Consider the following 25,051-nt stretch of genomic DNA (forward strand, 5'->3'; position numbering starts at 1 on the left):
GAAAAGGGAGGATAAATAATTATGAAAATTTTAGAATCATTAAAAGGAAGAAGGTCACATTACGATATAAATAGAGACCTACCAGTAGATGAAGTAGAAGTATTTGATTTAGTAGAAAAAGCTACAGAATTAGTTCCAGATGCTTTTAATATGAAAAGTTCAAGAGTTATTGTTGTAACAGGAGAAAAACAAGACCAATTATGGGATAATATTTATGAAGTATTTGAAGGTAAGGTTTCAAGAGAGAAAATCGATAGTTTTAAAAATGGTTATGGAACAATTCTTTATTTTTATGATGAAGATATTGTGAAAAATCTTCAAAGTCAATTTTCAACATATGCAGATAGATTTCCAGATTGGGCCTCTCAGTCATCTGGTATGCTTCAATTAAGTATATGGAGTGGTTTAAAAGAGTTAGGGATAGGTGCTTCACTTCAACACTATAACCCAGTTATAGATGATATGGTTAAAGAAATGTTTAATTTACCAGAAAGCTATGCTCTAAATGCACAAATGCCTTTTGGTGGAATTGGATCTAATCCGGCTGAAAAGGAAAAAGAGGATATTTCAAAAAGAGTAAAAATAGTAAAATAATTTATAGTAAGTAATGTAGTTGGTGGGAATGGCAAGTTCAAAAAATGATGTACTCATTGAGGTATGAAACAAAACTTTAAATTGTAAATAATAAGAGGGGTTTGTCAATAAAAGTGTGTAAGTAGTTTTTTATTTTATAAGTCAGGTAGATAAAATTAATCTACCTGATTTTTTAATATTGTTATTTTTTAATTCTTTCCTTTAAATTCTCATCCATATCTAATTGATTTTTAACAAGAGCCAATTTGAAACTGGTTAAATGAATAGTAACATAAAAATATTTCAGATTGGTAAAAGTATTTTATAATATTTGGTTTAAATATTTTGTGGATTTTATAGCACCTTTTTGGTTGAGATGATCGGAATCTACAAAATCAGAATCATCAAAATCTAAATTCCTCAAATCAACTACTTTAACACCAAGTTCATTTTTCAAGTTTTTTATAAGGTTATCTAAATTATTTCTATAATCTATTTTTATATTATTAAAATAATATTTAGTAGTAGGTAATACAACCATTATTAATTCTATATTTTCAGTTTTGGATAAATTTATAAACTCTTTTAATATATTTTCATATTCTGGTTTTGTATTATCATATTTAAACAATTTATTGTGTTGAATTGATCTATAATAACCTATACTTTCTTTTTTATCTTTGCTGTAATCCATGAATGAATCATTTACAATTCTTGGATTTAAATCATTATAATAAGTTTTATTATTAATATAAATTTGTTTGCTGAAATAATCTTCTATTTTATCAAAATCAAAAAAACTTTTTATTAATATATCAGCATCAAAATCATTTAATGTTTGTTGAGTGGGGATATTAGATTCAGTGTAATTATGTACGTCATTTAATAAAGGGTAATAAATTTTTTCAATCATATTCTTAGAGTATGAACTTTCTCCTTTAGACAAATCGTGATTTAGTACATAATGACTAATTCCTAATATACATTGTTTTATATTTTTATTTTGTGATATAGATTTTCTTGCTAATTCATAAGCATAATATAAATCCTGAGAATGCATTGACAAATTAATTGTATTTTTAATTAATAATTGCTCCTCTATACCAACTAAAGGGTAAGAGTTACCAACAATAATAGCTTCAACACCTTCTTGTATACTTTCGTTTAATGAATTACTTAAGTAACTAAAGTCATAATTATTTGTATATAAAATTTTAGTAAGGTTTTTTAGAGAATCACCTACTTTAGAATAATCTATAGTTTCATCAAAGTATCTATTGTCAATATGAGTAATATCTTTATTAAAAACTAAAATATTATAATCAGTTTCATTCTTGTCTTTCAATTGAAATAATTTAAGTTCATTTTCATCACATATTCTTTTAATATCATACTTTATAAGATTATTTTCTATAATTCCTAAATTGTCTTCACCGTAGAAGTAAAAATTAACCCTAAATTGTTCTTTTAACTCTAATTCAAGATTTTCTAAAATATTTTTTAAGTTAGAAGAGTATTTTTTTAATTCATCTGGATTTATTTCATTATTATTAAATTTTTCTATAAATTCAACAATAATATCAGCCAAAGAAATAAATGTATTCAAATTACCATAATGTGTATTTGAAGAAATAAAATTTGCCAATTCATTTATCACAGAAAAGTTATTTTCGTTAATAAGCTGTATTTCTTCCTTTTTTATTTTTAAAAACTGTAAATTATATAAATATTTATCTATTGATAAAGCTTTCATAAAACACCTCCGTATAAAACATAATACCATATATTGGATTATGAATTTATTATTTTGTTGAAAAATAAGGAACCTTTGTATTTATTAATTTGTTTGCCCAAATCATAATATTAGTGATACACTAAAATTGAACTATAATAAATGAAAAGCAAATATAAAAGAGGAGATAAATATGTTTAATCTAGAAGATTGTATAGCCTTCATGACTAACAAATACAACAAAGAGATTACTGATTTATTTAGCCAAAGACTTCAAGAACACAATATTACAAGAGTTCAATGGACTGCACTATTTTATATAGGTAAAAATGAAGGAATAACTCAAAGGGACTTAGCTCAAACACTAGATTCCAACGAATCATCAATTGTTAGATTAATAGATCGTATGGAAAAAGAAAACATAGTAAAAAGAGAAAAAGATCCAACTGACAGAAGAATTACAAAGCTATTTCTTACAGAAGAAGGAATGAAAAAAAGAGATGAAATTATGCCTATAGGAGAAAAGTTCTCAAAAGATTGTATTAAAGGAATAAGTGAAGAAGATCTGGAAACCTTCAAAGAAGTTTTAAATAAAATGGTAAAAAATCTAAATAAATCACAGTAAATAGTTTACAACAGTAGCACTCGGTGCTACAATTCTCTTAAATACTTGCTATAGCAATTATTGCTATAGCATTAAATTCAGGAGGATATTATGAAAAGAGATGTTAGAGAGATATTAAATTCATTTACTCAGGGGTTAGGGGAACTAGCAGAAACTAATAAGTCAAATGTTAATGCATTTATGAGACTTTTAAACACTGGATACAGAGAAGGCGCTTTAAGTACAAAAACTAAAGAGCTTATGAGTGTTGCTATTGCAGTGTATAACCGTTGCGAATACTGCATAGTTTATCATGTCTATAAATCATTTGAATATGGAGCTACAAGAGAAGAAATAATAGAAGCAGCTATGGTTGCTGTAGGATTTGGTGGAGGACCATCTATGGCTTATAGTGTAACTTTACTAAAAGATGCTATAGATGAATTTGAAAAAGATTTTAAATAATAATAAAAAACTAAATCAAATAGTTTGTTAAGCTAATAATCTCAGTTATTGAAATTATTAGCTTTTTATTTTTACTAATGTTACCAAGATATAAAATGATTGAAATTAGTTGTAAAAAGTGTTATGCTATCAAAAGCAAATTTAAAAAGAATGTCGTTATTATATATTAAAGAGCTCATTTTTATAAGCTCTTTTTAAATGATAAAGAGAGGTAATAATATGATAAAAATTGACAACTTGTCCTACTCATTTCCGCTAAAAGATCTATATAATAAAGTTTCATTTACATTAGAAGAGAATCAACACTGCGCCTTTATAGGAGCAAGTGGTAGCGGAAAAAGTACACTTATAGATATAATTATGGATCCAGAAAGATATATGTTTGATGGGAAGTTAGAAATGGACCCAAACTGTAGAATTGGGTATGTAAGCCAGTTCTCACAAGTAGACAAAACAAAAGAAATTACAGTTTTTGAATATATAGCTGAACCATTTATTAAGCTACAAGATGAAATATCATCTATTTGTAGTGAAATGGGAACTTCTGATGACATTGAAACTTTATTAGAAAAGTACCAAGAAGCCTTAGATGCATTTGAGGCAATTGATGGGGATGATTTTGAAAGCAATATTAATAAGAAACTAAATCTTGCAAATCTAAGCGAACATAAAGATAGAATGATATCTGAACTTAGTGGTGGAGAATTTAAGCTAATTCAAGTGATTAAGGAAATGCTTAATAATCCAGATTTAATAATCATGGATGAGCCAGATGTGTTTTTAGATTTTGAAAATCTTAATTCACTTAAAAATTTAATTAATTCCCATAAAAAAACAATTTTAGTTATTACACACAATAGATATCTACTTAATCATTGTTTTAATAAGATTGTTCATCTTGAAAATACGGAAGTTCAAGAATTTGATGGAAGATATATTGATTATAACTTATCTCTACTTCAAACTAAAATAGAGTTACAAGAAATGGCTCTTGCTGATGAGGAAGAAATTGCGAGAAATGAAGCTTTAATTGATATATTAAGAGAAAAAGCAACTTATAATGCTGATGCCTCTAGAGGTAGAGCTTTAAAAGCTAGAGTTAAAATCCAAGAAAGATTAGAAGCCAATAGAATTAAAGCACCATTTGTAGATATTAAACAACCATATATAAACTTAGTTACAAATAATGAAATCGAAGAGACTATTGCTTTGAAAGTTGAAGATTACAGTGTTGCCTTTGATGAAGTACTTTTAGAAAATGTTAACTTTGAGATTAAATCTACTGATAAAGTAGCTCTTATTGGTACAAACGGTGTGGGAAAAACTACTTTATTAAAAGAAATATTTAAAAATAATCACCAGGCTATTGAAATAAATGAAAACATTGAAGTAGCTTATTTATCTCAAAATCAAGGTGAAGCATTAAATGAATCTAATACCATACTTCAAGAGTTTTACGACACAGGATTTGAAACTTATGGTGAGATTAGAAGATATGTTGGAAAATATGGTTTTGATGCAGACATACTTACACAAAAGATAGAATCTTTATCTGGTGGAGAAAAGAATATACTTCAATTAGCAAAGGTTTCTGCAAGTAGGGCAAATATGTTGCTAATGGATGAGCCTACAAGTCACTTGGATATTTATTCACAAATGGCTCTAGAAAAAGCCATAGAAGATTATAAAGGTGCTATTTTAATGATTTCTCATGATTATCATTTTATAGTTAACTGTGCAGATTATGTTTTATTTATTGAAGATAAGACAATTAGAAAAATGAGTATGAAAAAATTTAGAAGAATGATTTATGCTAATCATTTTGATAGAGACTATTTAGAAATAGAACAAAAGAAAAAAACAGTTGAAACAAATGTAGCATTAGCTTTAGCAGATACTGATTTTGAACGTGCAAGAACTTTATCTGAGGATTTAGAAGAGCTGATTAAGTTGCTTTAAATAAGAAACATAAAGGGGTGTATCATTTTTGATACACCCCTTTAGTTATGTTTAATTCCAGGCAATCGGCATAAGTAAAAATGTATTTACATATTATGTAATAAAATTGTAGTACTTATGTGTTCAGATTTGAATTATATAAAATAGTAGTTATTAATTCTGTACTTACATTTAAAACATCAATAAAGCAAAGGAGGCTTATTATTGCATGAGAGAAATGAGATGCCCGGTTACTGGAAGAACAAACAAAACTATGTCAGACAGTGTAACCTTAAATAAGGACTGGTGGCCTAATCAATTAAACCTAAATATTCTTCGTCAAAACTCTAGCTTAAGTAATCCAATGGGAGCTAAGTTTGATTATGCTAAAGAATTTGAAAAACTTGACTATTATGAAGTAAAAAAAGATTTATATGATTTAATGACAGATTCAAAGGATTGGTGGCCGGCAGATTATGGCCACTATGGACCGCTGTTTATTCGTATGGCATGGCATAGTGCAGGAACTTATAGAATAGGTGATGGTAGAGGTGGAGCGAGTGATGGTTTGCAGAGATTTCCACCATTAAATAGTTGGCCTGATAATGTTAATTTAGATAAAGCTCGTAGATTACTTTGGCCTATTAAACAAAAATATGGTGATAAAATTTCATGGGCAGATCTTATGATATTAACAGGTAATTGTGCTTATGAATCAATGGGGCTTAAGACAATTGGATTTGGTGGTGGACGTGTGGATGTTTGGGAGCCACAAGATATCTACTGGGGTTTTGCTGAAGAGATGCTTGGGACTAATAAACTTTCTACTACAGGTCAAATTCAAAATCCACTTGCTGCAGTTCAGATGGGATTAATTTATGTAAATCCTGAAGGACCTGATGGAAAACCAGATCCAGTTGGCTCTGCAAAGGATATTAGAGAAACATTCGCTCGTATGGCTATGAATGACGAAGAAACTGTGGCACTTATAGCTGGTGGTCATACATTTGGTAAATGCCATGGGGCAGGTCCTGCCACATATGTTGGACCTCCACCTGATGCTGCTAGTATTGAAGAGCAGGGGCTTGGTTGGAAAAACAGTTATAAAACAGGTAAAGGCATTGATACAATCGGTAGTGGAATTGAAGGTGCATGGAAGCAAAATCCAACAAAATGGGATATGGGCTATTTTAAAACATTGTTCAAGTATGAGTGGGAGTTGGTTAAGAGCCCTGCTGGAGCATATCAGTGGTTGGCTAAGGATGTAGCTGAGGAAGATATGATTGTAGATGCACATGACCCATCTATAAAGCATCGTCCTATGATGACAACAGCTGATTTAGGTGTTCGTTTTGATTCAATATATGAGCCAATTGCTAGAAATTATTTGGAAAATCCTGATAAATTTACTGATGCTTTTGCACGCGCTTGGTTCAAATTGACACATCGTGATATGGGTCCTATTTCACGATATCTTGGACCAGAGGTACCACCAGAGAAATTTATATGGCAAGACCCTGTACCAGAAGTTGATTATGAACAAATTAATGAAGAGGACATTAAATATCTTAAAAATAAAATTTTAGATTCTAATTTATCAGTGTCAGACCTTGTTTGCACAGCTTGGGCATCTGCATCTACATTTAGAGGTTCTGATAAACGTGGTGGTGCAAATGGAGCAAGAATTCGCCTACAACCACAGAAGTCTTGGGAAGTTAATGAACCAGAGCAATTAGATAATGTTTTACAAATTCTTGAAAGAATAAAATCAGACTTTAACTCTTCACAGTTAAAACCAAATTGTATAAATAAAAAGGTATCGTTAGCAGATTTGATTGTTCTTGGAGGGTGCGTAGGTATTGAAAAGGCAGCAAGGAAAGCAGGATATAAAATTAGGGTTCCTTTCACTCCAGGACGCACAGATGCATCACAGGAAGAAACAGATATTAAATCATTTGCTGTACTTGAGCCAAAAGCAGATGGATTTAGAAACTACCTAAAATCAGACTATTCAGTGTATGGGGGAGAATTATTAGTTGATCGTGCACAGCTTCTAACTTTGACTGCTCCTGAAATGACTGTTTTAATAGGCGGTATGCGTGTACTAAATACCAACTATAGAAAATCTCAATATGGTGTTTTTACAAAGAGACCAGAGGTTCTTACAAATGATTTCTTTGTAAATCTTTTAGATATGAACACAGTTTGGCAACCTACTTCCACCGATGAACAAATATTTGAGGGACGTGATAGAGCGACAGGAAAATTAAAGTGGAAAGGGACAGGAGTTGACCTTATATTTGGATCTAATTCCCAACTTCGTGCCGTTGCAGAAGTCTATGCCAGTGAAGGCTCCCAACGTAAATTCTTAAAGGACTTTGTATGTGCTTGGAATAAAGTAATGAATGCAGATCGTTATGATATATCCTAAGGCGTTAATGATAAATATGGGTATGTTGAAGTTGAGCTAATTAATATTTAGTTATAAATTTAAAAAATGAAGATAGATATAGTAATTGTAATGACTATAAGGGCTTATGAAAATTTGATAGGCCCTTAAATAGTCTGAAAATATTTTAAAGTCAGATGATTAAAATATTTTCAGACTATTTAAGACATACTATTGTTGAGGTGATATAAACATGAGAAAAAAATTATTAGCAGTAGCATTTGCATTTTTATTTATTTTTACAACTTACATAAGTATATTTTCACTGGGATTAAAAGACACTCAAGAATTTAAAGCAGTGCCACTACCATATGCCTACGATGCTTTAGAACCATTTATAAGCAAGGAAATTATGACTTATCATCATGATAAACATTACCAAACTTATGTAGATAATTTAAATAAGGCTTTGGCAAATTATCCGAAATATCAAAGCTATTCCTTGGAGAAACTCTTGAAAAATCTAGATTCTTTACCAAAAGAAATCTACACACCTGTAAAAAATAATGCTGGTGGAGTATATAATCACGAGTTTTTCTTCTCCATTATGACTCCTAGTAAAACTGCTCCTTCTGGTGAATTGAAAAAAGCAATTGAAAGAGATTTTGGAACTTATAATAATTTTATGGATCAATTTAAGAAAGCTGCATCAAGTGTATTTGGTTCAGGATGGGCATGGCTTGTATCTGACTGTGATGGGAAATTATCTGTAATTACAACGGCTAATCAAGACTCACCTATATCAAATAATTTAACACCAATTATTTGCATAGATCTATGGGAACATGCTTACTATTTGCAATATAAAAACAACAGAGCTTATTATATAGATAATTGGGTTAATGTTATCAACTGGAAAAAAGCTTTGGAGAATTATACTAATGTAATACAATAAAAAGTATTAAAATCAAATAAACAGATTAAATACAATTAATTACTAAAAATATATTTCAAAAAAATGTGTAAATTATGTTAAAATTGTATATAATTAATTATGTAATAAAAAAAATAAATAAAAGCCTTTATAAAAAGGTTAAGGAGAATTATTAGATGACAAACGGAATAGTAAAATGGTTTAACAATGACAAAGGATTTGGATTTATATCAGTAGAAGGTGGAGATGACGTATTCGCACATTTCTCAGCTATACAAACTGATGGATACAAGACATTAGAAGAAGGACAAAAAGTAAGTTTTGAAATAGTTAAAGGTGCTAGAGGACCTCAAGCTGAAAATATAACTATATTATAATATATTATATATAGATTGTATAAAAAAAGACCCATTGGGTCTTTTTTTAGTGTTAGCAACTAATCCAATCTTGCAAATACACTGTTCACTGCATTAATATTAACTTATAAAATATATAATTAGAGGTGAATTTAAATGGGATATCCAAATGATTTGTTAACATCTAGATCAATAATTAAACATGGAGGTTTTGCACTAATACCACCAGAAGGATTAGTAAATAATGTAGTACCAGGATTTGAAAATTGTATAATATCAATATTAGCATCACCAAAACTAGGTGCAAGTTTTGTAGACTACATAATAACAATGAGTGAAGGTGGAAGAACAACTAAAGGATTTGGTGGAAATGGAATAGAAACATTTGTCTATTGTATAGAAGGTAAAATTAAAGTCACTATAAAAAATGAGGACTATATAATTGAATCTGGGGGATATGTATATTGCACTCCTACAGAGACTATGAATTTAGAAAATATACATGGTAACAATTCTAAAATATTTTTGTATAAACAAAAATATCAGTCATTGGAAGGTTATGAACCTTGGGTTGTAGTTTCTAATATAAAAGAACAAGGTGAAGTAGATTATGACAATATGGCTAATGTTAAAATAATAGACTTTTTGCCAAAAGACTTAGCATTTGATATGAACTTTCACATTTTAACTTTTTATCCTGGAGCATGTCATCCATTTATTGAGACTCATGTACAAGAGCATGGAGCATATTTGTTATCTGGTGAAGGTCTTTATAATTTAGACAATACATGGATACCTGTTAAGAAAAATGATTATATTTGGTTTGGACCTTATGTACCACAATGCTGTTATGGAGTAGGTAGAGAGAATTTATCCTACATATATTCAAAAGACTGCAATAGGGATGTTATATTATAGAATTTATTATCAGTAGATTAATATAAATAAAAATAAAGGGATATTATCATATATCCCTTTATTTTTATTATAATCTTGAATTTTTGCGATAAACATAAGGAGAAACACCAGTCTTATTTTTAAATTTATCAATAAAATAACTAGTAGTACCAAAACCACAATTATAAGCAATCTCCGTAACAGAATAATCGCTAGAAACTAAAAGTTTAGTAGCCATAACAAGCCTATAATTAATTAAATACTCAAAAATAGTACACTTCATATGCTTTTTAAATTCCCTACAACAAGCACTTTTAGACAAATTTACAACCTTTGCCACATCTTCTAACTGGATTTTTTCCATATAATGATTATTTATATAGGTAATAATACTTTTTAAACGCAAGCTATTATAATTTAATTCTTTTTCTTCAAAACTTTTAAAATAAAACTCAAAAAAATCCTTCCAAATTTCTAATAAATTCATAAAAATTTTAAACTCAAATCCAAAGCTTTTATCATTATAAATTTCATAAATACAAAAAAGTTTGTGTATAATATTTGACTGCCAAGAAAGATTCTCAGAAAGAGTACAGTATTCAATAGATGAATTATTTACATAAGGTTCAATATATTTTGTATTGATCAAACTACCCATAAAACTAGAAATAAGCTTTGGGTGAAAGTCAAAGCAGATATAAGAACTATTAGTATTTTCATAATTTTTTGCCCTATGTATCTGATGTGAATTTATAAATAAGCCATCACCTTTATTTAATATAACTTGACAGTCATTAATGTTAAATACAACACGACCCTTTGTAATAACGCAAAATTGCAATTCATCATGCCAGTGCCAGTCAATAAAACCTATAACATTTTTACTAATATCTGTTGTATAAATTGCAAGTGGAAATTCAAAGGAACCATGATCTGTAGTTTCTTTTTTATTTTCATCTATAACAATATTATATTGTTGCATATTTACCCCCTATATCAATATAACGATATTATTTGATTATATTGTGATATTGATATTTATAAAAGTCAATATAATTATATTTAAGTAGGTGGGGTAATGAATTCAATAGAAATGATAAAAAACACTAAAACAAAATTTTAATACAGAGGGAGTGGTTAAAGGTGAGTAAAACATCAGATTTAATAAAATTTGTGCAAAAGTCAGTTCAAACTAGAAGTTATACAGACGAAGAGGGGAATTTTGCAAATTTAATAAAATCAGAAATGGAGAAATTAGGTTTTGACCAAGTGTTTATAGATTCAACAGGAAATTTAGTTGGAAAAATAGGTAATGGACCTAAAATCTTACACTTTGATTCTCATATGGATACTGTTGAAGTAAATGATGAAAAAGATTGGCAACAACCACCTTTTTCAGGAAATATAGTAGATGGGTACTTATGGGGAAGAGGTAGCGTAGATATGAAATCATCTCTTTGTGCCAGTATCTATGCTGCTGTAGCTGCAAGAGATAAGGGTTATATAGATGGAAAAACTGTATATGTAACAGGAACAGTATGCGAAGAATACTGTGATGGTGAAAATTTAAAACATTTATACGATGAATTATGTTTAAAACCAGATTATTGTATTATTTGTGAGCCAAGCAATAACGTAATAACTTTAGGACATAAGGGTAAAGCACAAATAAGAATAAAAACTTATGGAGTATCATCTCATGGTTCAGCACCAGAAAAAGGTGTAAATGCAGTTTATGAAATGGCTGAAATAATATCAAAAGTTGATGAATTAAATAAATCACTATACAAAGATGGCAAACCACATGGCACGATAGTTTTATCAGATATTTCTTGTGTAAGTGCATCATTAAATGCAGTACCAAGTGAATGTTCTATTTATCTAGACAGAAGATTAGCACTTGGAGAAACATTAGAACAAGTAAAATCAGAAATGGATGAACTTATAAAAAATAAAAATGCATCATGGGAAGTGGGAACTCTATATCATACTACTTGGAAAAATAAAAAACTAGAGTACCAACCAATGCACGATCCTTGGCAAATTGAAAAAGAGCATATATTGACTAAATCTTTTATAAAAGCTTACGAAGATGTATATAAAAAAGAGCCTGAAGAATTTGATTTCTGGGATTTTGGAACAAACGCTATAACACCTGTAGCCATGGGGATACCAACAATTGGGTTTGGAGCAGGTGAATACAAACTTGCACATATGGTAAATGAAAGATGCTTAGTTGAAAAAATAGAAGAAGCATGCCAAGTATATTGCAATTTAATAAAAGAATTATAAAATCAAATTAAGACAGAAAAGGAATAAGGGAATAAACAGTCCTACTTATTCCTTTTATTGTGCTTTTTTGCTGTGAATATAAATATGCTTCCAACTAGCGTTTAAATGTTGGAGTATATTTACTTAAAATTAAAGGAGATAGCATGATAAAAATCAAATATTAAAAATAGGGACTATATTATCAAAAGTAAAAATACTGGAAAAAAACCTGATGTAGTGGCGCTAATTTTTATGGAAGTGCAACATTAAAAGACTTATGATGATAGGTGAAAATTTATTGCTAAAGAAACATATTTTTCTTGCATGTAGAATATATTAGTATGGTTAGCAATATTTCAAAAAGAGTCATTTTATAAAAGTTACAAAAGTTACAAAAAAGAAAAAACAAAAAAATATATAAATTGCTTAAATGTTGGAAATACTGGCTTTTAGCTATATAAAATTAGAAATAAAACATATATTTTGTTAATGGTTTGTAAATAATTTACAAAAAACACTTCCAAAAGTTACAAAGTTGTAATAATATATAAGTATAGATTTAAAATTTAAGTGATTAAAGGCACAATATTTTATTTAGAAAGATTATTCTATAAAACGATATTGGAGGAAAATATATGTTAAAAAATACTTTAAAAGCAACAGCGTTTGCATCAATGGCAATGGCACTAGGGGCTTGTGCTTCTGTTGAATCTCAAGCAGCAACAGTAAAGGAAGATTTAAACCTAAGAGAGGGTGCATCTACTGAGCATAATGTTAAAGAAGTACTTGATCAAGGGCAAAATATAAAAATATTATCAGAGTCAAATGGTTGGTATAAAGTTAAAACTTCAGACGATAAAACAGGTTGGTCATATGGCAAGTATGTAGATGCTTCAGAAAAAGAAAAGGAAGAAGCAAGTGCTATTCCAGGAACAGTAACAGAACATTTGAATTTCAGAAAAGGTCCATCGATTAAAGATGAAATAATTAATGTTCATGAAAAGGGAGCAAATGTAAAAGTTTTATCAAAAAAAGGTGACTGGTACAAAGTTAAAACTTCAGATGGTGAAGTAGGCTGGTCATATAAAAAATATATAAAAGTATCAGATGCTAAATTTGCATGGTCAGAAAGTGATGCTAATGGAACTTTAAAAGACAATGCTAATATGAGAAAAGGAGCATCAACTAATTATGACGTTATAAAAGTTCTAGGTGAAGGAGAAAAGGTAAAAGTAATATCATCATTAGATGGATGGTACAAACTTCAAACTTCAGATGGAAAAACAGGATGGGTACATAGTTCACATATAGATACTGATGTGGCTTTAATGACAGGAAATAAAACTTCAAAAAGTTCTGATTCAAAAGAATCATCAAGTGCAAAAGAATCATCAAGCACAAAAGAATCATCACAAGATAAATTATCAGATTCAGAAGTTTCATCTTCATCAAAGGAAACTATAGTAGTTTCAGCTACAGCTTATAGTGGAGATGGTATAACTGCAACAGGAACAAAACCTAAATGGGGAACAATAGCTGTAGACCCAAGTGTTATTCCTTATGGAACAAAAGTTTATATACCTAGATTTGGAAAAACATTCATTGCAGAAGACTGTGGTGGAGGAATAAAAGGTAATAAAATAGATATATTTATGAATTCAGATTCACAGTGCAATAGCTGGGGAGTTAGAAATATATCTATACAAATATTAGATTAATAAAAATCAAAGGGATATATGTGCGCTAGTGTTAGCATACGGAAGTATTTCCGGGTTTGTCAATAAAAGTGTATAAGTAGTTTTTATTTTGTAAGTCAGGTAGATAAAATTAATCTACCTGATTTTTTAATATTTATATTTTTTAACTCTCATTTCTATAATATAGCCACATTTTGGACATATATCGTTTCTTAGCATTAAAACTATTTACTAGCCCTTTTGTTATTTTTTAATAATTTGTTATAATATATCTATTACAAGATTGTCCTATATGGGAAACATCGTCTAAATAGTAAAATAAATATAAGTAATAAATTCAACAACAGGAGGAAAGTTATGCCACAAATAAAAGTAAGAGGAATAAATGAAAACAACCTCTGCAAGATAAGTGAAAAGATGATTGATGAATTAGTAGAAGCAGTAAAGTGCCCAAGAGATTATTTTGAAATAGAATGTATAAAGTCTGTTGCTATAAGAAATGGTAAGATAGCAGATGTATATCCATTTGTAGAAGTAGCTTGGTTTGATAGAGGTCAAGAGGTGCAAGATACAGTAGCTAAAATAATCACTAATAATATAAGAGAAAATCTAAATATAGAAAGTATGGATTTAGCTTTTACAGTTTTTGAAAAAGAGAAGTATTATGAAAATGGAGAGCACTTCTAAGAAATTGTAAATGTGTTAACTAAAAAGTTATGTTACTTTATTTAGATGCAATTATCAAATATAAATTAATATAATACAAAAAAGGTATACACAAAAATGTGTATACCTTTTTTGTATTATACATATCTAGTTTTGTGTCATGTTTAATTTATTCTATTCCTACAATAAATACTACATTTATTGTACAATAGAAAAAGAGACTGTTTTACTAAGTTATAAGCACATCATAAATACAGTCATGTAAAAACACAAGTTACAAAGTTATACATTTAAAATATAAATAAAGAGTAAATGAAAAAGGGGATAGAATATGAAAAAGAAAATTATTTTATTATTTGTTACAGTAAGCATGTTAGCATTGATCACTGGTTGCGCTAAAAGTAATTCTAGTGAAAATAAGGATGATCAAAAAAATAAAATAGAAGATACACAAAATGATAAAAATAATGACTCTGACAAAGAGAAGAATTCAAAGATTACTATAGTTATAGATCCAGGCCATTCATCAACAGGAACATCAGGAAATGAACCAGTATCACCAAACTCTTCTACAACAAAACTAAAAGATGGTTTAGGAGCAACAGGATTATATACAAATATACCAGAGCACAAAACTACTATGTCTGTGGCATCATTACTAAAAAAGGAACTGGAGTCAAAGGGTTATAATGTGGTTTTAACTAAAAATGATGTGGCAGAGTCTAAAAGTAATATAGAAAGAGCTGAAGTTGGTAACAAAAATAATGCTGATTTAGTAGTAAGAATCCATGGAGATTCTTGCGAAGATAATAGTGTGAATGGTGCATCTATGCATGTTCCAGCCAATAATGAATACACATCAAGTTTTTATAAAATTAGTAAATCTTATGGCACAACAATACTTAATACATATGTGAAGGAAGTAGGTATAAAGAGTAGAGGGGTTATAGAAAGGGATGATTTGACAGGGTTTAACTGGTCTAAAGTACCTGTTGTTTTGATAGAAATGGGATTTTTGTCTAATAAGGAAGATGATGAGTTTGTTAGTAATACAGAAAATCATCCTAAAATAGCAAAAGCTATAGCTGATGGAATTTATAAATGTTTTGAATAATGAAGAAATAATACAGATAAAAGGCTGCATATCAATTGAGATAAGCAGCTTTTTTTAGTGTACTCGCCATGGATTTTTATGCACTTATTTATACTTCTATCACAAAAGTGTATTAATACAATTCTTGAAAAAAGTAAAATTGTATGATATGAATAAAAAAATCATATATAATTATTTCATAAGTATTTTAACAAGGAGAGAAAATTATGAACAATAAAAATGTATATATGCCAGGACCAAGTAATGTTAGGGAAAATGTAAGACAAGCAAGAAGTATAAAAACTACAAATCCAGATGTGGATGTTGATTTTGTGGAATTTTATAAAAGTACTTGTGATAAAATGGCAAAAATAATAAACACTAAAAATGACGTATACATACTAAGTGGAGAAGGTATATTGGGGTTAGAAGCAGCATGTGCATCATTGACAGAGAAAAATGATAGAGTTTTAGTTATAGATAATGGTGTATTTGGAAAAGGTTTCGAGGATTTTGTAACTATGTATGGTGGGGAAGCTGTACTTTTTAGCAAAAGTTATAAAAAAGCCATAGATGTAGAGGAACTAGAAAGATTTTTAGAAAAAGACCATGATTTTAAATATGCAACTATAGTACACTGTGATACACCAACAGGAGTTTTAAATGATTTAAGCAAAATATGTCCATTACTTAAAAAGTACAACATACTTACTGTTGTAGATTCAGTGGCAGCTATGGTTGGAGAAAAACTCTTAGTAGATGATTGGCAAATAGATATGGTACTTGGTGGATCTCAAAAAGCCATATCAGCTCAACCAGGTCTTAGTATAGTAAGCGTAAGTGAAGATGCCAAAAATAGTATGAAAAATAGAAAAAGTAAAATAATAGGTTTCTACTGCAACTTAACAATATGGGAAGATTACTATGAACAAAAATATTTCCCATATACAATGCCTATAAGTGACATTATAAGTTTGGATAGAGCTTTAGAAAATATATTAGAAGAAGGAACAGAAAATACAATAAAAAGACATGAAAGAATTGCAAAAGCTACAAGAGAAGCACTTAAAGAATATGGTGGAGAGTTATTTTTAAATAGTGGATACTCTAATACTGTAACTGCACTAGTTATACCTGAAAATATAGGAGCCCTAAATTTAACTAAGTATATACGTGAAAAATACAACACAATAATAGGAACATCACTGGGAGAATATGTGGATAAATTACTTAGAATTGGTCACATGGGGGAAAATGCAAAATTAGATAAAATAATATATATATTAGATATTCTAGATAATAGTTTAAAAGATTTAGGTTTCCAAGGAAATGGATCTTTAGTAAGTTTGTTTAATAAATACTACAAATAAATATGTGTGTGGGGGATATAAAATGCAAATATCAAATGAGGGTAGAAAAAATATAGGAACTAGAGATTTAGTAGAAACTGCTTTACTTATAGCATTAGTATTTATAGCAACAAGGTTTATTAACATAAGACTGCCCATAGCGTCAAGTGGAGGATTAGTACACTTAGGAAATACAATGTTATTTATTTCAGCAATTGTATTTGGTAAGAAAAAGGGCGCTTTAGCTGGTGCTTTTGGTATGGGATTGTTTGATCTACTGTCAGAATGGGCAATGTGGGCACCCTTTACATTTATAGTTAGAGGGATTATGGGATATATTATAGGAAGTATTGCCTGGTCTAATAATAAAAAAGGAAACAGTGTTTTAACTAATGTTTTTGCCATAATAATGTCAGGTGTTTGGATGATATTTGGTTATTATGTAACAGAGATAATATTATATGGAAACTATATACAACCTTTAGCATCTGTGCCAGGAAATATTACTCAGATAGTTGTAGGGTTAATTATAGGTGTTCCTGTAGCGAAGGTTGTTAAGAAATATATTAGATAAAGCTAAAGTGCTTGTTGTTTTCATAGAGGATAAGTGTGAGAAGGCATGTAATGTTGATAGGTAGTTAAGCTAGTAATTTCAGTTATTGAAATTATTAGCATATTATTTTTACTAATATTGCCAGTGAAATAATATGCTAAGATTACTGTAGGAGGTGTTTGATATGAAAAAGATAAAAAAAGTAAGCGTATTATTACTATCAATAAGCATTGTAGTTGGAAGTGTTTTTGTAGGAAATATTAACAGTTCATATGCGGCTACAGCATATAAGAAACAATTAGCAATTGGAAAGTCATATAAGTATGATTTAGACGGAGATGGAGATAAGGACAGTATAAAAGTTTATAGCTCAGGCCATAAATTATTATTAAAAGTGAATAGCACAACTAAAACATTGGACTCAAATTGTTATTCTGATTATGGTGATTATGATGTGAAGATTTACGACTTTAATAAAAAGGACAAAAGTTCAGAGATTGTATTTTTTTGGTCCGGAGACAGTGAATGGGGAACAAAGATCCTTAAATTTAAAAACAATAAATGTATGCTAAATAAACATTATAAAGATGCAATGTTAAAAAGCTATGATCTTAGCAATGGAATGGTGACTTTTGAAGAGTATGATCAAGGAAGATACAATAGTTTTACTAAGGCAATGGGATTTTTTTGTATTTATGATAAAGTGCAAATAAAAGGATACAATGTTTATAATCAATATAGTGCTAATACAAACAGTAGCACTAGAAAAAACAAATACGTATCGGCTAAAAAATTAACTGCATATACAAGTACAAGTGGGAAAAAGAAAGCATTTACTATAAATAAGGGTAGTAAGGCTTATGTTTATGAGTTGTATCAGAAGGGAAGTAGCAAGTATATAAGAGTAAAAAATAGTTCTGGTAGTTATGGGTATGTTAAAGTTGGGTCATCAATGTTGTTTACTGAAAATTCGTGTTTATGGTGGAGATAAAGAAATACACACAATATATTCAAGTATAATTACAAATCTGAAAAAGAGAAGTAATGTATTAATTTAGAAAATAATTTTAATGGAGCCTTAGAAGACTCCTTAAATAAGGGGAGGTAGCAATATGAGCAATACATCCAAAGGCCCAGCTACTAAAGGAAGTAAGTTTTGGATGCAATATGTTGTTAAGAATTTACAACAGGAATTGAACTCCAAGATTGGTTGTGATCTAACATGGATTTCGCCACTTGAAGGGAATAACAAAGAATACCTAGAGTATGAACTAAAGCAAGATTACATCTGTAAAATACTTAATATATCAGCTGAAGAAAAGAAAGAAATATTTTCTTTTTGGCCAAATAGGCAACCACAGTGGGATGGCATAGCGCTAACAAAAGATAATAACACTTTATACTTGGTAGAAGCAAAAGCCCATCTGTCAGAGTTAAAAAGTAAAATTGGTACAAAAAATCCTAGTAATAAGGACTTAATTTTAAAAACAATGAAAGAAGTATTTGAAAGTAACTATCCAAAAGGCTCATTTCAAATGTGGACAGATGAATATTATCAACTTGCCAACCGACTAACATTTTTACATAAGCTTAATGAAAAATTAAAAATAAAAAATATAAATGTAAAACTAGTATTACTAAATTTTGTAGGAGACTATACATATAGGCCTACAAGGGAAGAAAAATGGAATATGCATTACAAAGAAGTATTTGTAAATATGATAGGTATGGAAATACCTAAAAAAGATGTTTTAGTTGTTAACTTTCCTGTATGTTAATTCATCAAAACATAGGATGTATATGACCATTAGAGATGCCTAAATTACTAGGAAAAATTTTGTTATGTATCAACTACAAAAAGCTGCTATTTGTAAGTAGAAGAGGTGAAACGAATATGTTAGACCAGCCAATGGAGCAAAAATACTTCTTTAATTATTAAACTAAATAAATAAAGTGGAGGGAGTTTTTATTATAAAATATTATCGTATATAATTTACATAACATATAAAATAAAAATGATGAGTTAGGGGAGGAGTGTATTAAATGAAGTTAAAAAAACTAATAACAATAATTTTATCACTGGGGATAAGTATTGGATGTGTTGTTCCAGCATATGCTAACATATTAACCCAACCAGTTAAGTATTTGTATGAAGGAAAGACATATTATTATGATATTGACGGAATTAAAGGAAAAGACAAGATTAAGATAACAGAAAATAAAGGTAAATCAAGAATATATATAAATGATAAATGTCTAAAACTTTCAAATTACTATAATGTTGAGTTATACGATATTAACAGAAAAGATAAATCTATGGAATTTGTATTAACTAATAATTGTTTTGCAGGTTCTGATAATAGGATATTAAAATTCAAAAACAGTAAGTGTGTAGTTAATAAATCAATAGGTAAATATATTGATTTAGAGAAGTATGATAACGTAAGCGGTGTAGCTTATTATAATACTGAATTCAGTGATACAAATAAATTTGACTACTTTAAAAAATCTACTGGATATGAATTTTATCCATATATGAGAATATTAGTTAATGGATATTCTGTAAAAACATCGACAACTTATACAGTTAATAATAAAGATAGAAAAATAAAATTTAAAGCTAAAAAAGATTTAAAAGCATATGATACTATATCATGTAAACAATCAAATTGGACTATAGGAAAAGGATGTCATATCAATATAGTTAATTTATATATAAAAGATGGTAAATATTATATCAAATTCCGTATATGGACTGATACTATAGAGGATAGCAATGGTGTATCTCATCCATATAATAAATATGATTATGGATATATGAAAGTTGGTTCAACTAGAATATTCGATAGATAAATCTATATTTTTAATATGCAAAATAGCAACAAAAGACCTAATGCTATAAATATAAATCACTATTTCACAAAATTAGAAATTGAAACAATGAAAACTTTTTTTAAAAGCGTGAACAATTTAATAGCTACCTTAGATGAAATTCATGAAGATATAAAAGATACATTGTATGTTGAATGGGAAAGTGAATGTCCATACGATGATTATAGAGATAATAATGGTAGAGATTAATATGGCAATGTTATTAATCCAGGATATTTAGATCCTGATGATCCATATCATTATTTACATGAATAAAAAGAAAAATAGTTTAAATGAAAAAAAACAAATAATATTATCTTCTAAAAAACCATCAAAAAGGCATACACATTTTTGTGTATGCCTTTAATTTATATTACTAATAAATATTTTTGAGGATTTTTATTAGTAATCAAACTAGGACAACTGGCAAAAAACACAAAGACCTAGTGTTTTTGTAGATGTTCTGAAAGGTACAAATAAGAAAGAGGCTTTCTTGAAATATTTTGAGGGGATTGTTAAAGATTTAAAGAATTGTGAGGAGGTAGTACCATGCCATTTGACTCTTGACTAGATTGAGGACTATAATAAATGGTAGTATATTATAAATTAGTTAACATAATACTTATGAGCAGGATTTATTATTATAAGAATTTCACTTAAGTTATACAAAAAGATATAACTACTGATTAAATGAAATAAAATATGATTATTTTATGAAAGAAGGTATAAGAAATGAATAATAAATTAAATGAAATAGTTGAAAAAAACAGTAAAGAATTAATCAAAGCCGTACAAGATATGGTTAAAATTAAAAGTGTAAGAGATATACCTAAAAAAGGAATGCCATTTGGTGAAGGAGTATGTAAAGCCCTTAATAAACAACTTGAGATAGCTGAAAAACTAGGGTTTAAAGTAACGAACGTAGACAATTATTATGGATATGCAGAATATGGTGAAGGAGAAGAATACGTTTGTGCTCTTGGTCATTTAGATGTAGTTCCAGAGGGAGATGGATGGCAATATGCGCCTTATTCTGGTGAGATAGTTGATGATAAATTATGGGGAAGAGGTACTGTTGATGATAAAGGACCTATAAATGCAGCCTTGTTTGCATTAGCAGCACTTAAAGAATCTGGGTTTAAGCCTTCTAAGAAAATTAGAATTATCTTTGGATGTGATGAAGAATCAGGTTGTGAAGATATGGAGTATTATAATGAAAGAGAAAAAGCACCTATTTACGGATTTACACCAGATGCTGATTTTCCAGCAATTTATGGTGAAAAAGGAATTCTTCATTTTGTACTAACTACTCCATTTGATTTGACAGGTGGTTCAAACATTAAGAGCATAGCTGGTGGAATTGTGGTAAATGCTGTTCCTGATAAAGCTGAAGCTATTATCATTGGAAAAGGATGCACAGATACAGAAAACATTATATGCAAAGAGAATGCTGATGGAAGCGTAATTGTATCAGCTAAGGGCATTCCTGCTCATGGAAGTATACCACATACAGGTAAAAATGCTATTGGCATATTAATTAAATACTTAGTAGATAATAATCTTGTTGAAGGTAAAGAAGGAGAAAAACTTGCATTTATACGTAAGTATTTATGTGATGGAACTTTTGGAGCTGAACTTGGCATAGATATGGAAGACGAAACAGGATCATTAACAATAAATATGGGTATTATAGATGTTGTAGATGGAAAACTTCGTCTACATATGGACCTAAGATACCCATGCACAAAGACTGATAAAGGAATATTGGAAACTTTCTTGACTAAGTTACAAGGATTTGATATAGAGAATGTGGAAAATGCAAAACCACTTTATGTTAGTAAGGAAAGTAGACTTATAAAAACTGTAACAGATGTATATAGTGAATTTTACGATGGAGATAGTACTGCTACTGCAATTGGTGGAGGAACTTATGCAAAACACCTTGATAATATAGTAGCATTTGGTCCATGTATTCCAGGAGAGGAACTTGTGGAACATACTAATCATGAATATATAAAAATAGATAGTCTGATAACATTGGCTAAAATATATGCCAATGCACTTGAGTTACTTTCAAAGTAATGTATTTGAGATAATATAGTTAGCAAATCCAATGCATTAACATGCCTTGGATAAATATGCCCGGTGGTACGAAAGATGGCACTAACTGAGTTATTTAAAGAATTTAAGTTTGAAGTTACAGATATACATAATGTGAAAAAATAATAAATATGAAAGAGGACAGTATAAAGGCTGTCCTCTTTTATAGTGAGTAGATTGAAGGTTACATATTACAATGAAAGTTAGTAATCTATAAATATAATTAGATAATTGAAGAATTGATAATTAATGAGTTTAATAAAGTTAGGTCAATCAGTAGCCAGGGAGTGTGAATGGTATTTATATATTAATATTATCACCCCCCTATTTAAACAAATAAGTTTAAAGTAAAAATATTAATAAAAAGCTTAAATTTTACTCATTTTAATTATGTTTACATGAATATATAGTAGAAATAAACAATTGTATATAAAGAAATCAAGGGTGGAAATAAAATGAAAAAAATATCAGTTGCTGTAATAGGAGCAGGCTCAAGGGGAATGAATGCCTACGCACCCTATCTACTGGAAAACCCCAACTTAGGAGAAATAATAGCAGTGGCAGAGCCCAAGGAAGAAAAAAGAAGCAACTTCAAAAATAGATACAATATAAAAGAAGAAAATACATTCAAATCATATGAAGAACTCTTATCAAAACAAAAATTATCAGACGCAATAATAATAGCCAACAGCGATGAATCCCACTTTGAACCAACTAAAATTGCACTAGAAAAAGGATATCATGTCCTACTAGAAAAGCCCATGTCAAATAAACTAGAGGAAGTAATCAAACTAGGACAACTGGCAAAAAAACACAAAGACCAAGTATTTATGATATGTCATGTGCTAAGATATACTCCATTTTTTAGTGAGCTAAAAAGAATAGTGGACAGCAAAGAATTAGGAGATCTTATAAGCATACAACACAATGAAAATATAGGATACTATCATTTTGCACACAGCTATACACGTGGAAATTGGAGAAATAGCAATGAAACAAGTCCACTAATATTGGCTAAAAGTTGTCATGATTTGGATATATTATTATGGTTAACAGGGAAAAGTTGCAAATATATATCTTCCTTTGGATGCCTAAGTCATATGAAAGAAGAAAACTTCAAAGAAAACATGGCAAATAAATGTGTAGACTGTGAAGTTGAGAGAACCTGTCCATATAGTGCAAAGAAAATATATTTAGAAGATGATGTACTTAAAGCATCTTTATATGCAGTGGATGCCAATCCTACGAAAGAAAATTTAGCAAAAGCAATAACTACTGGCCCCTTCGGAAGATGCGTATACAAATGTGATAATAACGTAGTGGATCATATGGTAAGTATATTAGAGTTCGAAGACAGTATAACTGCTACTTTCAATCTATCTGCATTTACAAAGGATTGCACAAGAACTATAAAGCTTATGTTTTCCCATGGAGAAGTGGGTGGGGATTTTCACAAGAATGTAATAGAGGTGCATAAATTTGGAGATAACCACCATACAGTAATTCATCCTAAGGTGATAAAAAGTGGTCATGGTGGAGGCGACTTTAAACTAATGGAGGAATTTATGAAAGCAGTAAGTTCAAATAATAAGGAAGTAAAAACTAGTGCAATTACTTCTGTAGAAAGTCATGTGATGGCATTTGCAGGTGAATATTCTAGATTAAATCATGAAGTAGTTAATGTAGAAAAGTTTTGGAATAATCAAATAAAACGAAGTTATTTTACAATTGGAGAATAATTGAATATTATATATAATATAAGAACGTCGCAATTGTTATATAATGTGTAATAAAGAAGCGTTTGATAATATATGATAAATAGAAATTTGAAAGGATAGAATATGAGTATAAATAATCAAAATACCCCAACATTAGAAACAAAAAGATTGATATTGAGAAAATTTACTGAAAATGATATAGAAGCCTTATTTGACATATATAAGGACGAGGAAATAAATACCTACCTTCCTTGGTTTACTCTAAAATCATTGAAGGAAGCAGAAATGTTTTTTTATGAGAAATATACACAAGCATATAAACTAGATAAAGGATATAGATACGCTATTTGTTTAAAAGTAGATAATAAACCTATTGGATATGTTAATGTAAGCATGAGTGACAATCATGATTTAGGATATGGATTAAGGAAAGAATTTTGGCATAAAGGGATTGTAACAGAAGCAAGTAAAGCAGTTTTAGAGCAAGTAAAAAAAGATGGACTTATGTATGTTACTGCCACACACGATGTCAAAAATCCTCGTAGTGGTGGAGTTATGAAACAATTGGGCATGAGCTATAAATACTCTTATGAAGAGCAGTGGCAACCGAAAGATATATTAGTAACATTTAGAATGTATCAATTAAATTTTGATGGGCAAGATGACAGAGTATATAAAGAGTACTGGGATAATTCTGAAGTTCACTTTATAGAAAAAGACGTTTAAATTCTAATATATAGAGCTCACTTAAAAATAGAAATTTGTAGGGGAGTTAACTTTATATATTATTCAAATAAGATGTATAATATAAAAAGGTTTACAATTGTTATAGATTACGAACAATT

Annotated in this window: 23 protein-coding genes; 21 read left to right on the plus strand and 2 right to left on the minus strand. The window is 29.2% G+C overall.

Annotated elements, in window-relative coordinates; genetic code table 11:
- Positions 1–21: 21 nt before the first annotated feature.
- Positions 22–594 carry a nitroreductase family protein gene (locus tag K0039_RS08295; protein WP_228104583.1) on the plus strand — a complete coding sequence of 191 codons (573 nt, stop codon included), beginning with the start codon at positions 22–24 and terminating at the stop codon, positions 592–594.
- 301 nt (positions 595–895) lie between these two features.
- Here K0039_RS08295 and K0039_RS08300 read toward each other — a convergent pair whose 3' ends face one another.
- Positions 896–2,326: a hypothetical protein gene (locus tag K0039_RS08300; protein WP_228104584.1), complete on the minus strand. Its 1,431-nt coding sequence runs from the start codon at positions 2,324–2,326 to the stop codon at positions 896–898.
- 172 nt (positions 2,327–2,498) lie between these two features.
- On the opposite strand from K0039_RS08300, the gene K0039_RS08305 reads away from it, so the two are divergent.
- The 7 genes from K0039_RS08305 to allE all read left to right on the plus strand — a co-directional run bounded on the left by K0039_RS08305 (position 2,499) and on the right by allE (position 9,909).
- The gene (locus tag K0039_RS08305; RefSeq protein WP_228104585.1) at positions 2,499–2,930 is read left to right on the plus strand and encodes a MarR family winged helix-turn-helix transcriptional regulator; all 432 of its coding nucleotides are present in this window, start codon (positions 2,499–2,501) and stop codon (positions 2,928–2,930) included.
- Positions 2,931–3,020: 90 nt separating this feature from the next.
- A complete protein-coding gene (locus K0039_RS08310) occupies positions 3,021–3,374 on the plus strand; it encodes a carboxymuconolactone decarboxylase family protein (RefSeq protein WP_228104586.1) in 354 nt (117 codons plus the stop codon).
- A gap of 219 nt (positions 3,375–3,593) precedes the next feature.
- Positions 3,594–5,333: an ABC-F family ATP-binding cassette domain-containing protein gene (locus K0039_RS08315; RefSeq protein ID WP_228104587.1), complete on the plus strand. Its 1,740-nt coding sequence runs from the start codon at positions 3,594–3,596 to the stop codon at positions 5,331–5,333.
- Between the two features lie 208 nt (positions 5,334–5,541).
- On the plus strand, positions 5,542–7,743 hold the full coding sequence (katG, locus tag K0039_RS08320; protein ID WP_228104588.1) for a catalase/peroxidase HPI: 2,202 nt from the start codon (positions 5,542–5,544) through the stop codon (positions 7,741–7,743).
- A 211-nt stretch (positions 7,744–7,954) separates the two neighbouring features.
- Positions 7,955–8,656 carry a superoxide dismutase gene (locus K0039_RS08325; protein ID WP_228104589.1) on the plus strand — a complete coding sequence of 234 codons (702 nt, stop codon included), beginning with the start codon at positions 7,955–7,957 and terminating at the stop codon, positions 8,654–8,656.
- A 155-nt stretch (positions 8,657–8,811) separates the two neighbouring features.
- On the plus strand, positions 8,812–9,012 hold the full coding sequence (locus tag K0039_RS08330) for a cold-shock protein (RefSeq protein ID WP_228104590.1): 201 nt from the start codon (positions 8,812–8,814) through the stop codon (positions 9,010–9,012).
- A gap of 135 nt (positions 9,013–9,147) precedes the next feature.
- Complete coding sequence (gene allE, locus K0039_RS08335) at positions 9,148–9,909, plus strand: (S)-ureidoglycine aminohydrolase (RefSeq protein WP_228104591.1); 762 nt, start codon at positions 9,148–9,150, stop codon at positions 9,907–9,909.
- A gap of 67 nt (positions 9,910–9,976) precedes the next feature.
- Here allE and K0039_RS08340 read toward each other — a convergent pair whose 3' ends face one another.
- Positions 9,977–10,870: an AraC family transcriptional regulator gene (locus K0039_RS08340; protein WP_228104592.1), complete on the minus strand. Its 894-nt coding sequence runs from the start codon at positions 10,868–10,870 to the stop codon at positions 9,977–9,979.
- A gap of 161 nt (positions 10,871–11,031) precedes the next feature.
- Here K0039_RS08340 and K0039_RS08345 point away from each other — a divergent pair, with 161 nt between their 5' ends.
- From K0039_RS08345 to K0039_RS08405, 13 genes are all read left to right on the plus strand, one after another.
- Entirely contained in the window at positions 11,032–12,180 is a 1,149-nt protein-coding gene (locus K0039_RS08345) for a YgeY family selenium metabolism-linked hydrolase (protein ID WP_228104593.1), read from the plus strand.
- Positions 12,181–12,794: 614 nt separating this feature from the next.
- Positions 12,795–13,877, plus strand: coding sequence for an SH3 domain-containing protein (locus K0039_RS08350; protein WP_228104594.1), 1,083 nt, complete (start codon positions 12,795–12,797; stop codon positions 13,875–13,877).
- 336 nt (positions 13,878–14,213) lie between these two features.
- Positions 14,214–14,543, plus strand: a complete 330-nt coding sequence (locus K0039_RS08355; RefSeq protein WP_228104595.1) for a DUF1904 domain-containing protein — start codon at positions 14,214–14,216, stop codon at positions 14,541–14,543.
- Between the two features lie 310 nt (positions 14,544–14,853).
- On the plus strand, positions 14,854–15,636 hold the full coding sequence (locus K0039_RS08360; RefSeq protein ID WP_228104596.1) for an N-acetylmuramoyl-L-alanine amidase family protein: 783 nt from the start codon (positions 14,854–14,856) through the stop codon (positions 15,634–15,636).
- Positions 15,637–15,842: 206 nt separating this feature from the next.
- Positions 15,843–16,985 (plus strand): pyridoxal-phosphate-dependent aminotransferase family protein, encoded by a 1,143-nt coding sequence (locus K0039_RS08365; RefSeq protein ID WP_228104597.1) that lies wholly within the window; start codon positions 15,843–15,845, stop codon positions 16,983–16,985.
- A 22-nt stretch (positions 16,986–17,007) separates the two neighbouring features.
- Positions 17,008–17,538 (plus strand): ECF transporter S component, encoded by a 531-nt coding sequence (locus tag K0039_RS08370; protein WP_228104598.1) that lies wholly within the window; start codon positions 17,008–17,010, stop codon positions 17,536–17,538.
- A gap of 163 nt (positions 17,539–17,701) precedes the next feature.
- The gene (locus tag K0039_RS08375) at positions 17,702–18,508 is read left to right on the plus strand and encodes a hypothetical protein (RefSeq protein ID WP_228104599.1); all 807 of its coding nucleotides are present in this window, start codon (positions 17,702–17,704) and stop codon (positions 18,506–18,508) included.
- Between the two features lie 121 nt (positions 18,509–18,629).
- On the plus strand, positions 18,630–19,295 hold the full coding sequence (locus K0039_RS08380) for a hypothetical protein (protein WP_228104600.1): 666 nt from the start codon (positions 18,630–18,632) through the stop codon (positions 19,293–19,295).
- A gap of 265 nt (positions 19,296–19,560) precedes the next feature.
- Complete coding sequence (locus tag K0039_RS08385; RefSeq protein ID WP_228104601.1) at positions 19,561–20,370, plus strand: hypothetical protein; 810 nt, start codon at positions 19,561–19,563, stop codon at positions 20,368–20,370.
- Between the two features lie 15 nt (positions 20,371–20,385).
- The gene (locus K0039_RS08390; protein WP_228104602.1) at positions 20,386–20,598 is read left to right on the plus strand and encodes a hypothetical protein; all 213 of its coding nucleotides are present in this window, start codon (positions 20,386–20,388) and stop codon (positions 20,596–20,598) included.
- 522 nt (positions 20,599–21,120) lie between these two features.
- Positions 21,121–22,470: a dipeptidase PepV gene (pepV, locus tag K0039_RS08395; protein ID WP_228104603.1), complete on the plus strand. Its 1,350-nt coding sequence runs from the start codon at positions 21,121–21,123 to the stop codon at positions 22,468–22,470.
- Positions 22,471–22,943: 473 nt separating this feature from the next.
- Positions 22,944–24,227: a Gfo/Idh/MocA family protein gene (locus K0039_RS08400; protein ID WP_228104604.1), complete on the plus strand. Its 1,284-nt coding sequence runs from the start codon at positions 22,944–22,946 to the stop codon at positions 24,225–24,227.
- A 153-nt stretch (positions 24,228–24,380) separates the two neighbouring features.
- Positions 24,381–24,932, plus strand: a complete 552-nt coding sequence (locus tag K0039_RS08405; RefSeq protein ID WP_331476731.1) for a GNAT family N-acetyltransferase — start codon at positions 24,381–24,383, stop codon at positions 24,930–24,932.
- The last annotated feature ends 119 nt before the right edge of the window (positions 24,933–25,051 follow it).

The sequence above is a fragment of the Terrisporobacter mayombei genome (assembly GCF_020748465.1).
GTDB lineage: Bacteria > Bacillota > Clostridia > Peptostreptococcales > Peptostreptococcaceae > Terrisporobacter > Terrisporobacter mayombei.

What these genes read in the sequence shown, in the direction of transcription:
- K0039_RS08360 (WP_228104596.1), top strand. Translation starts at nt 14,854, where the DNA reads ATGAAAAAGAAAATTATTTTATTATTTGTTACAGTAAGCATGTTAGCA.
- K0039_RS08375 (WP_228104599.1), top strand. Translation starts at nt 17,702, where the DNA reads ATGAAAAAGATAAAAAAAGTAAGCGTATTATTACTATCAATAAGCATT.
- K0039_RS08390 (WP_228104602.1), top strand. Translation starts at nt 20,386, where the DNA reads ATGCAAAATAGCAACAAAAGACCTAATGCTATAAATATAAATCACTAT.
- allE (WP_228104591.1), top strand. Translation starts at nt 9,148, where the DNA reads ATGGGATATCCAAATGATTTGTTAACATCTAGATCAATAATTAAACAT.
- K0039_RS08380 (WP_228104600.1), top strand. Translation starts at nt 18,630, where the DNA reads ATGAGCAATACATCCAAAGGCCCAGCTACTAAAGGAAGTAAGTTTTGG.
- K0039_RS08295 (WP_228104583.1), top strand. Translation starts at nt 22, where the DNA reads ATGAAAATTTTAGAATCATTAAAAGGAAGAAGGTCACATTACGATATA.
- katG (WP_228104588.1), top strand. Translation starts at nt 5,542, where the DNA reads ATGAGAGAAATGAGATGCCCGGTTACTGGAAGAACAAACAAAACTATG.
- K0039_RS08310 (WP_228104586.1), top strand. Translation starts at nt 3,021, where the DNA reads ATGAAAAGAGATGTTAGAGAGATATTAAATTCATTTACTCAGGGGTTA.
- K0039_RS08355 (WP_228104595.1), top strand. Translation starts at nt 14,214, where the DNA reads ATGCCACAAATAAAAGTAAGAGGAATAAATGAAAACAACCTCTGCAAG.
- K0039_RS08300 (WP_228104584.1), bottom strand. Translation starts at nt 2,326, where the DNA reads ATGAAAGCTTTATCAATAGATAAATATTTATATAATTTACAGTTTTTA.
- K0039_RS08350 (WP_228104594.1), top strand. Translation starts at nt 12,795, where the DNA reads ATGTTAAAAAATACTTTAAAAGCAACAGCGTTTGCATCAATGGCAATG.
- K0039_RS08330 (WP_228104590.1), top strand. Translation starts at nt 8,812, where the DNA reads ATGACAAACGGAATAGTAAAATGGTTTAACAATGACAAAGGATTTGGA.
- K0039_RS08315 (WP_228104587.1), top strand. Translation starts at nt 3,594, where the DNA reads ATGATAAAAATTGACAACTTGTCCTACTCATTTCCGCTAAAAGATCTA.
- K0039_RS08400 (WP_228104604.1), top strand. Translation starts at nt 22,944, where the DNA reads ATGAAAAAAATATCAGTTGCTGTAATAGGAGCAGGCTCAAGGGGAATG.
- K0039_RS08340 (WP_228104592.1), bottom strand. Translation starts at nt 10,870, where the DNA reads ATGCAACAATATAATATTGTTATAGATGAAAATAAAAAAGAAACTACA.
- K0039_RS08370 (WP_228104598.1), top strand. Translation starts at nt 17,008, where the DNA reads ATGCAAATATCAAATGAGGGTAGAAAAAATATAGGAACTAGAGATTTA.
- pepV (WP_228104603.1), top strand. Translation starts at nt 21,121, where the DNA reads ATGAATAATAAATTAAATGAAATAGTTGAAAAAAACAGTAAAGAATTA.
- K0039_RS08325 (WP_228104589.1), top strand. Translation starts at nt 7,955, where the DNA reads ATGAGAAAAAAATTATTAGCAGTAGCATTTGCATTTTTATTTATTTTT.
- K0039_RS08305 (WP_228104585.1), top strand. Translation starts at nt 2,499, where the DNA reads ATGTTTAATCTAGAAGATTGTATAGCCTTCATGACTAACAAATACAAC.
- K0039_RS08385 (WP_228104601.1), top strand. Translation starts at nt 19,561, where the DNA reads ATGAAGTTAAAAAAACTAATAACAATAATTTTATCACTGGGGATAAGT.
- K0039_RS08365 (WP_228104597.1), top strand. Translation starts at nt 15,843, where the DNA reads ATGAACAATAAAAATGTATATATGCCAGGACCAAGTAATGTTAGGGAA.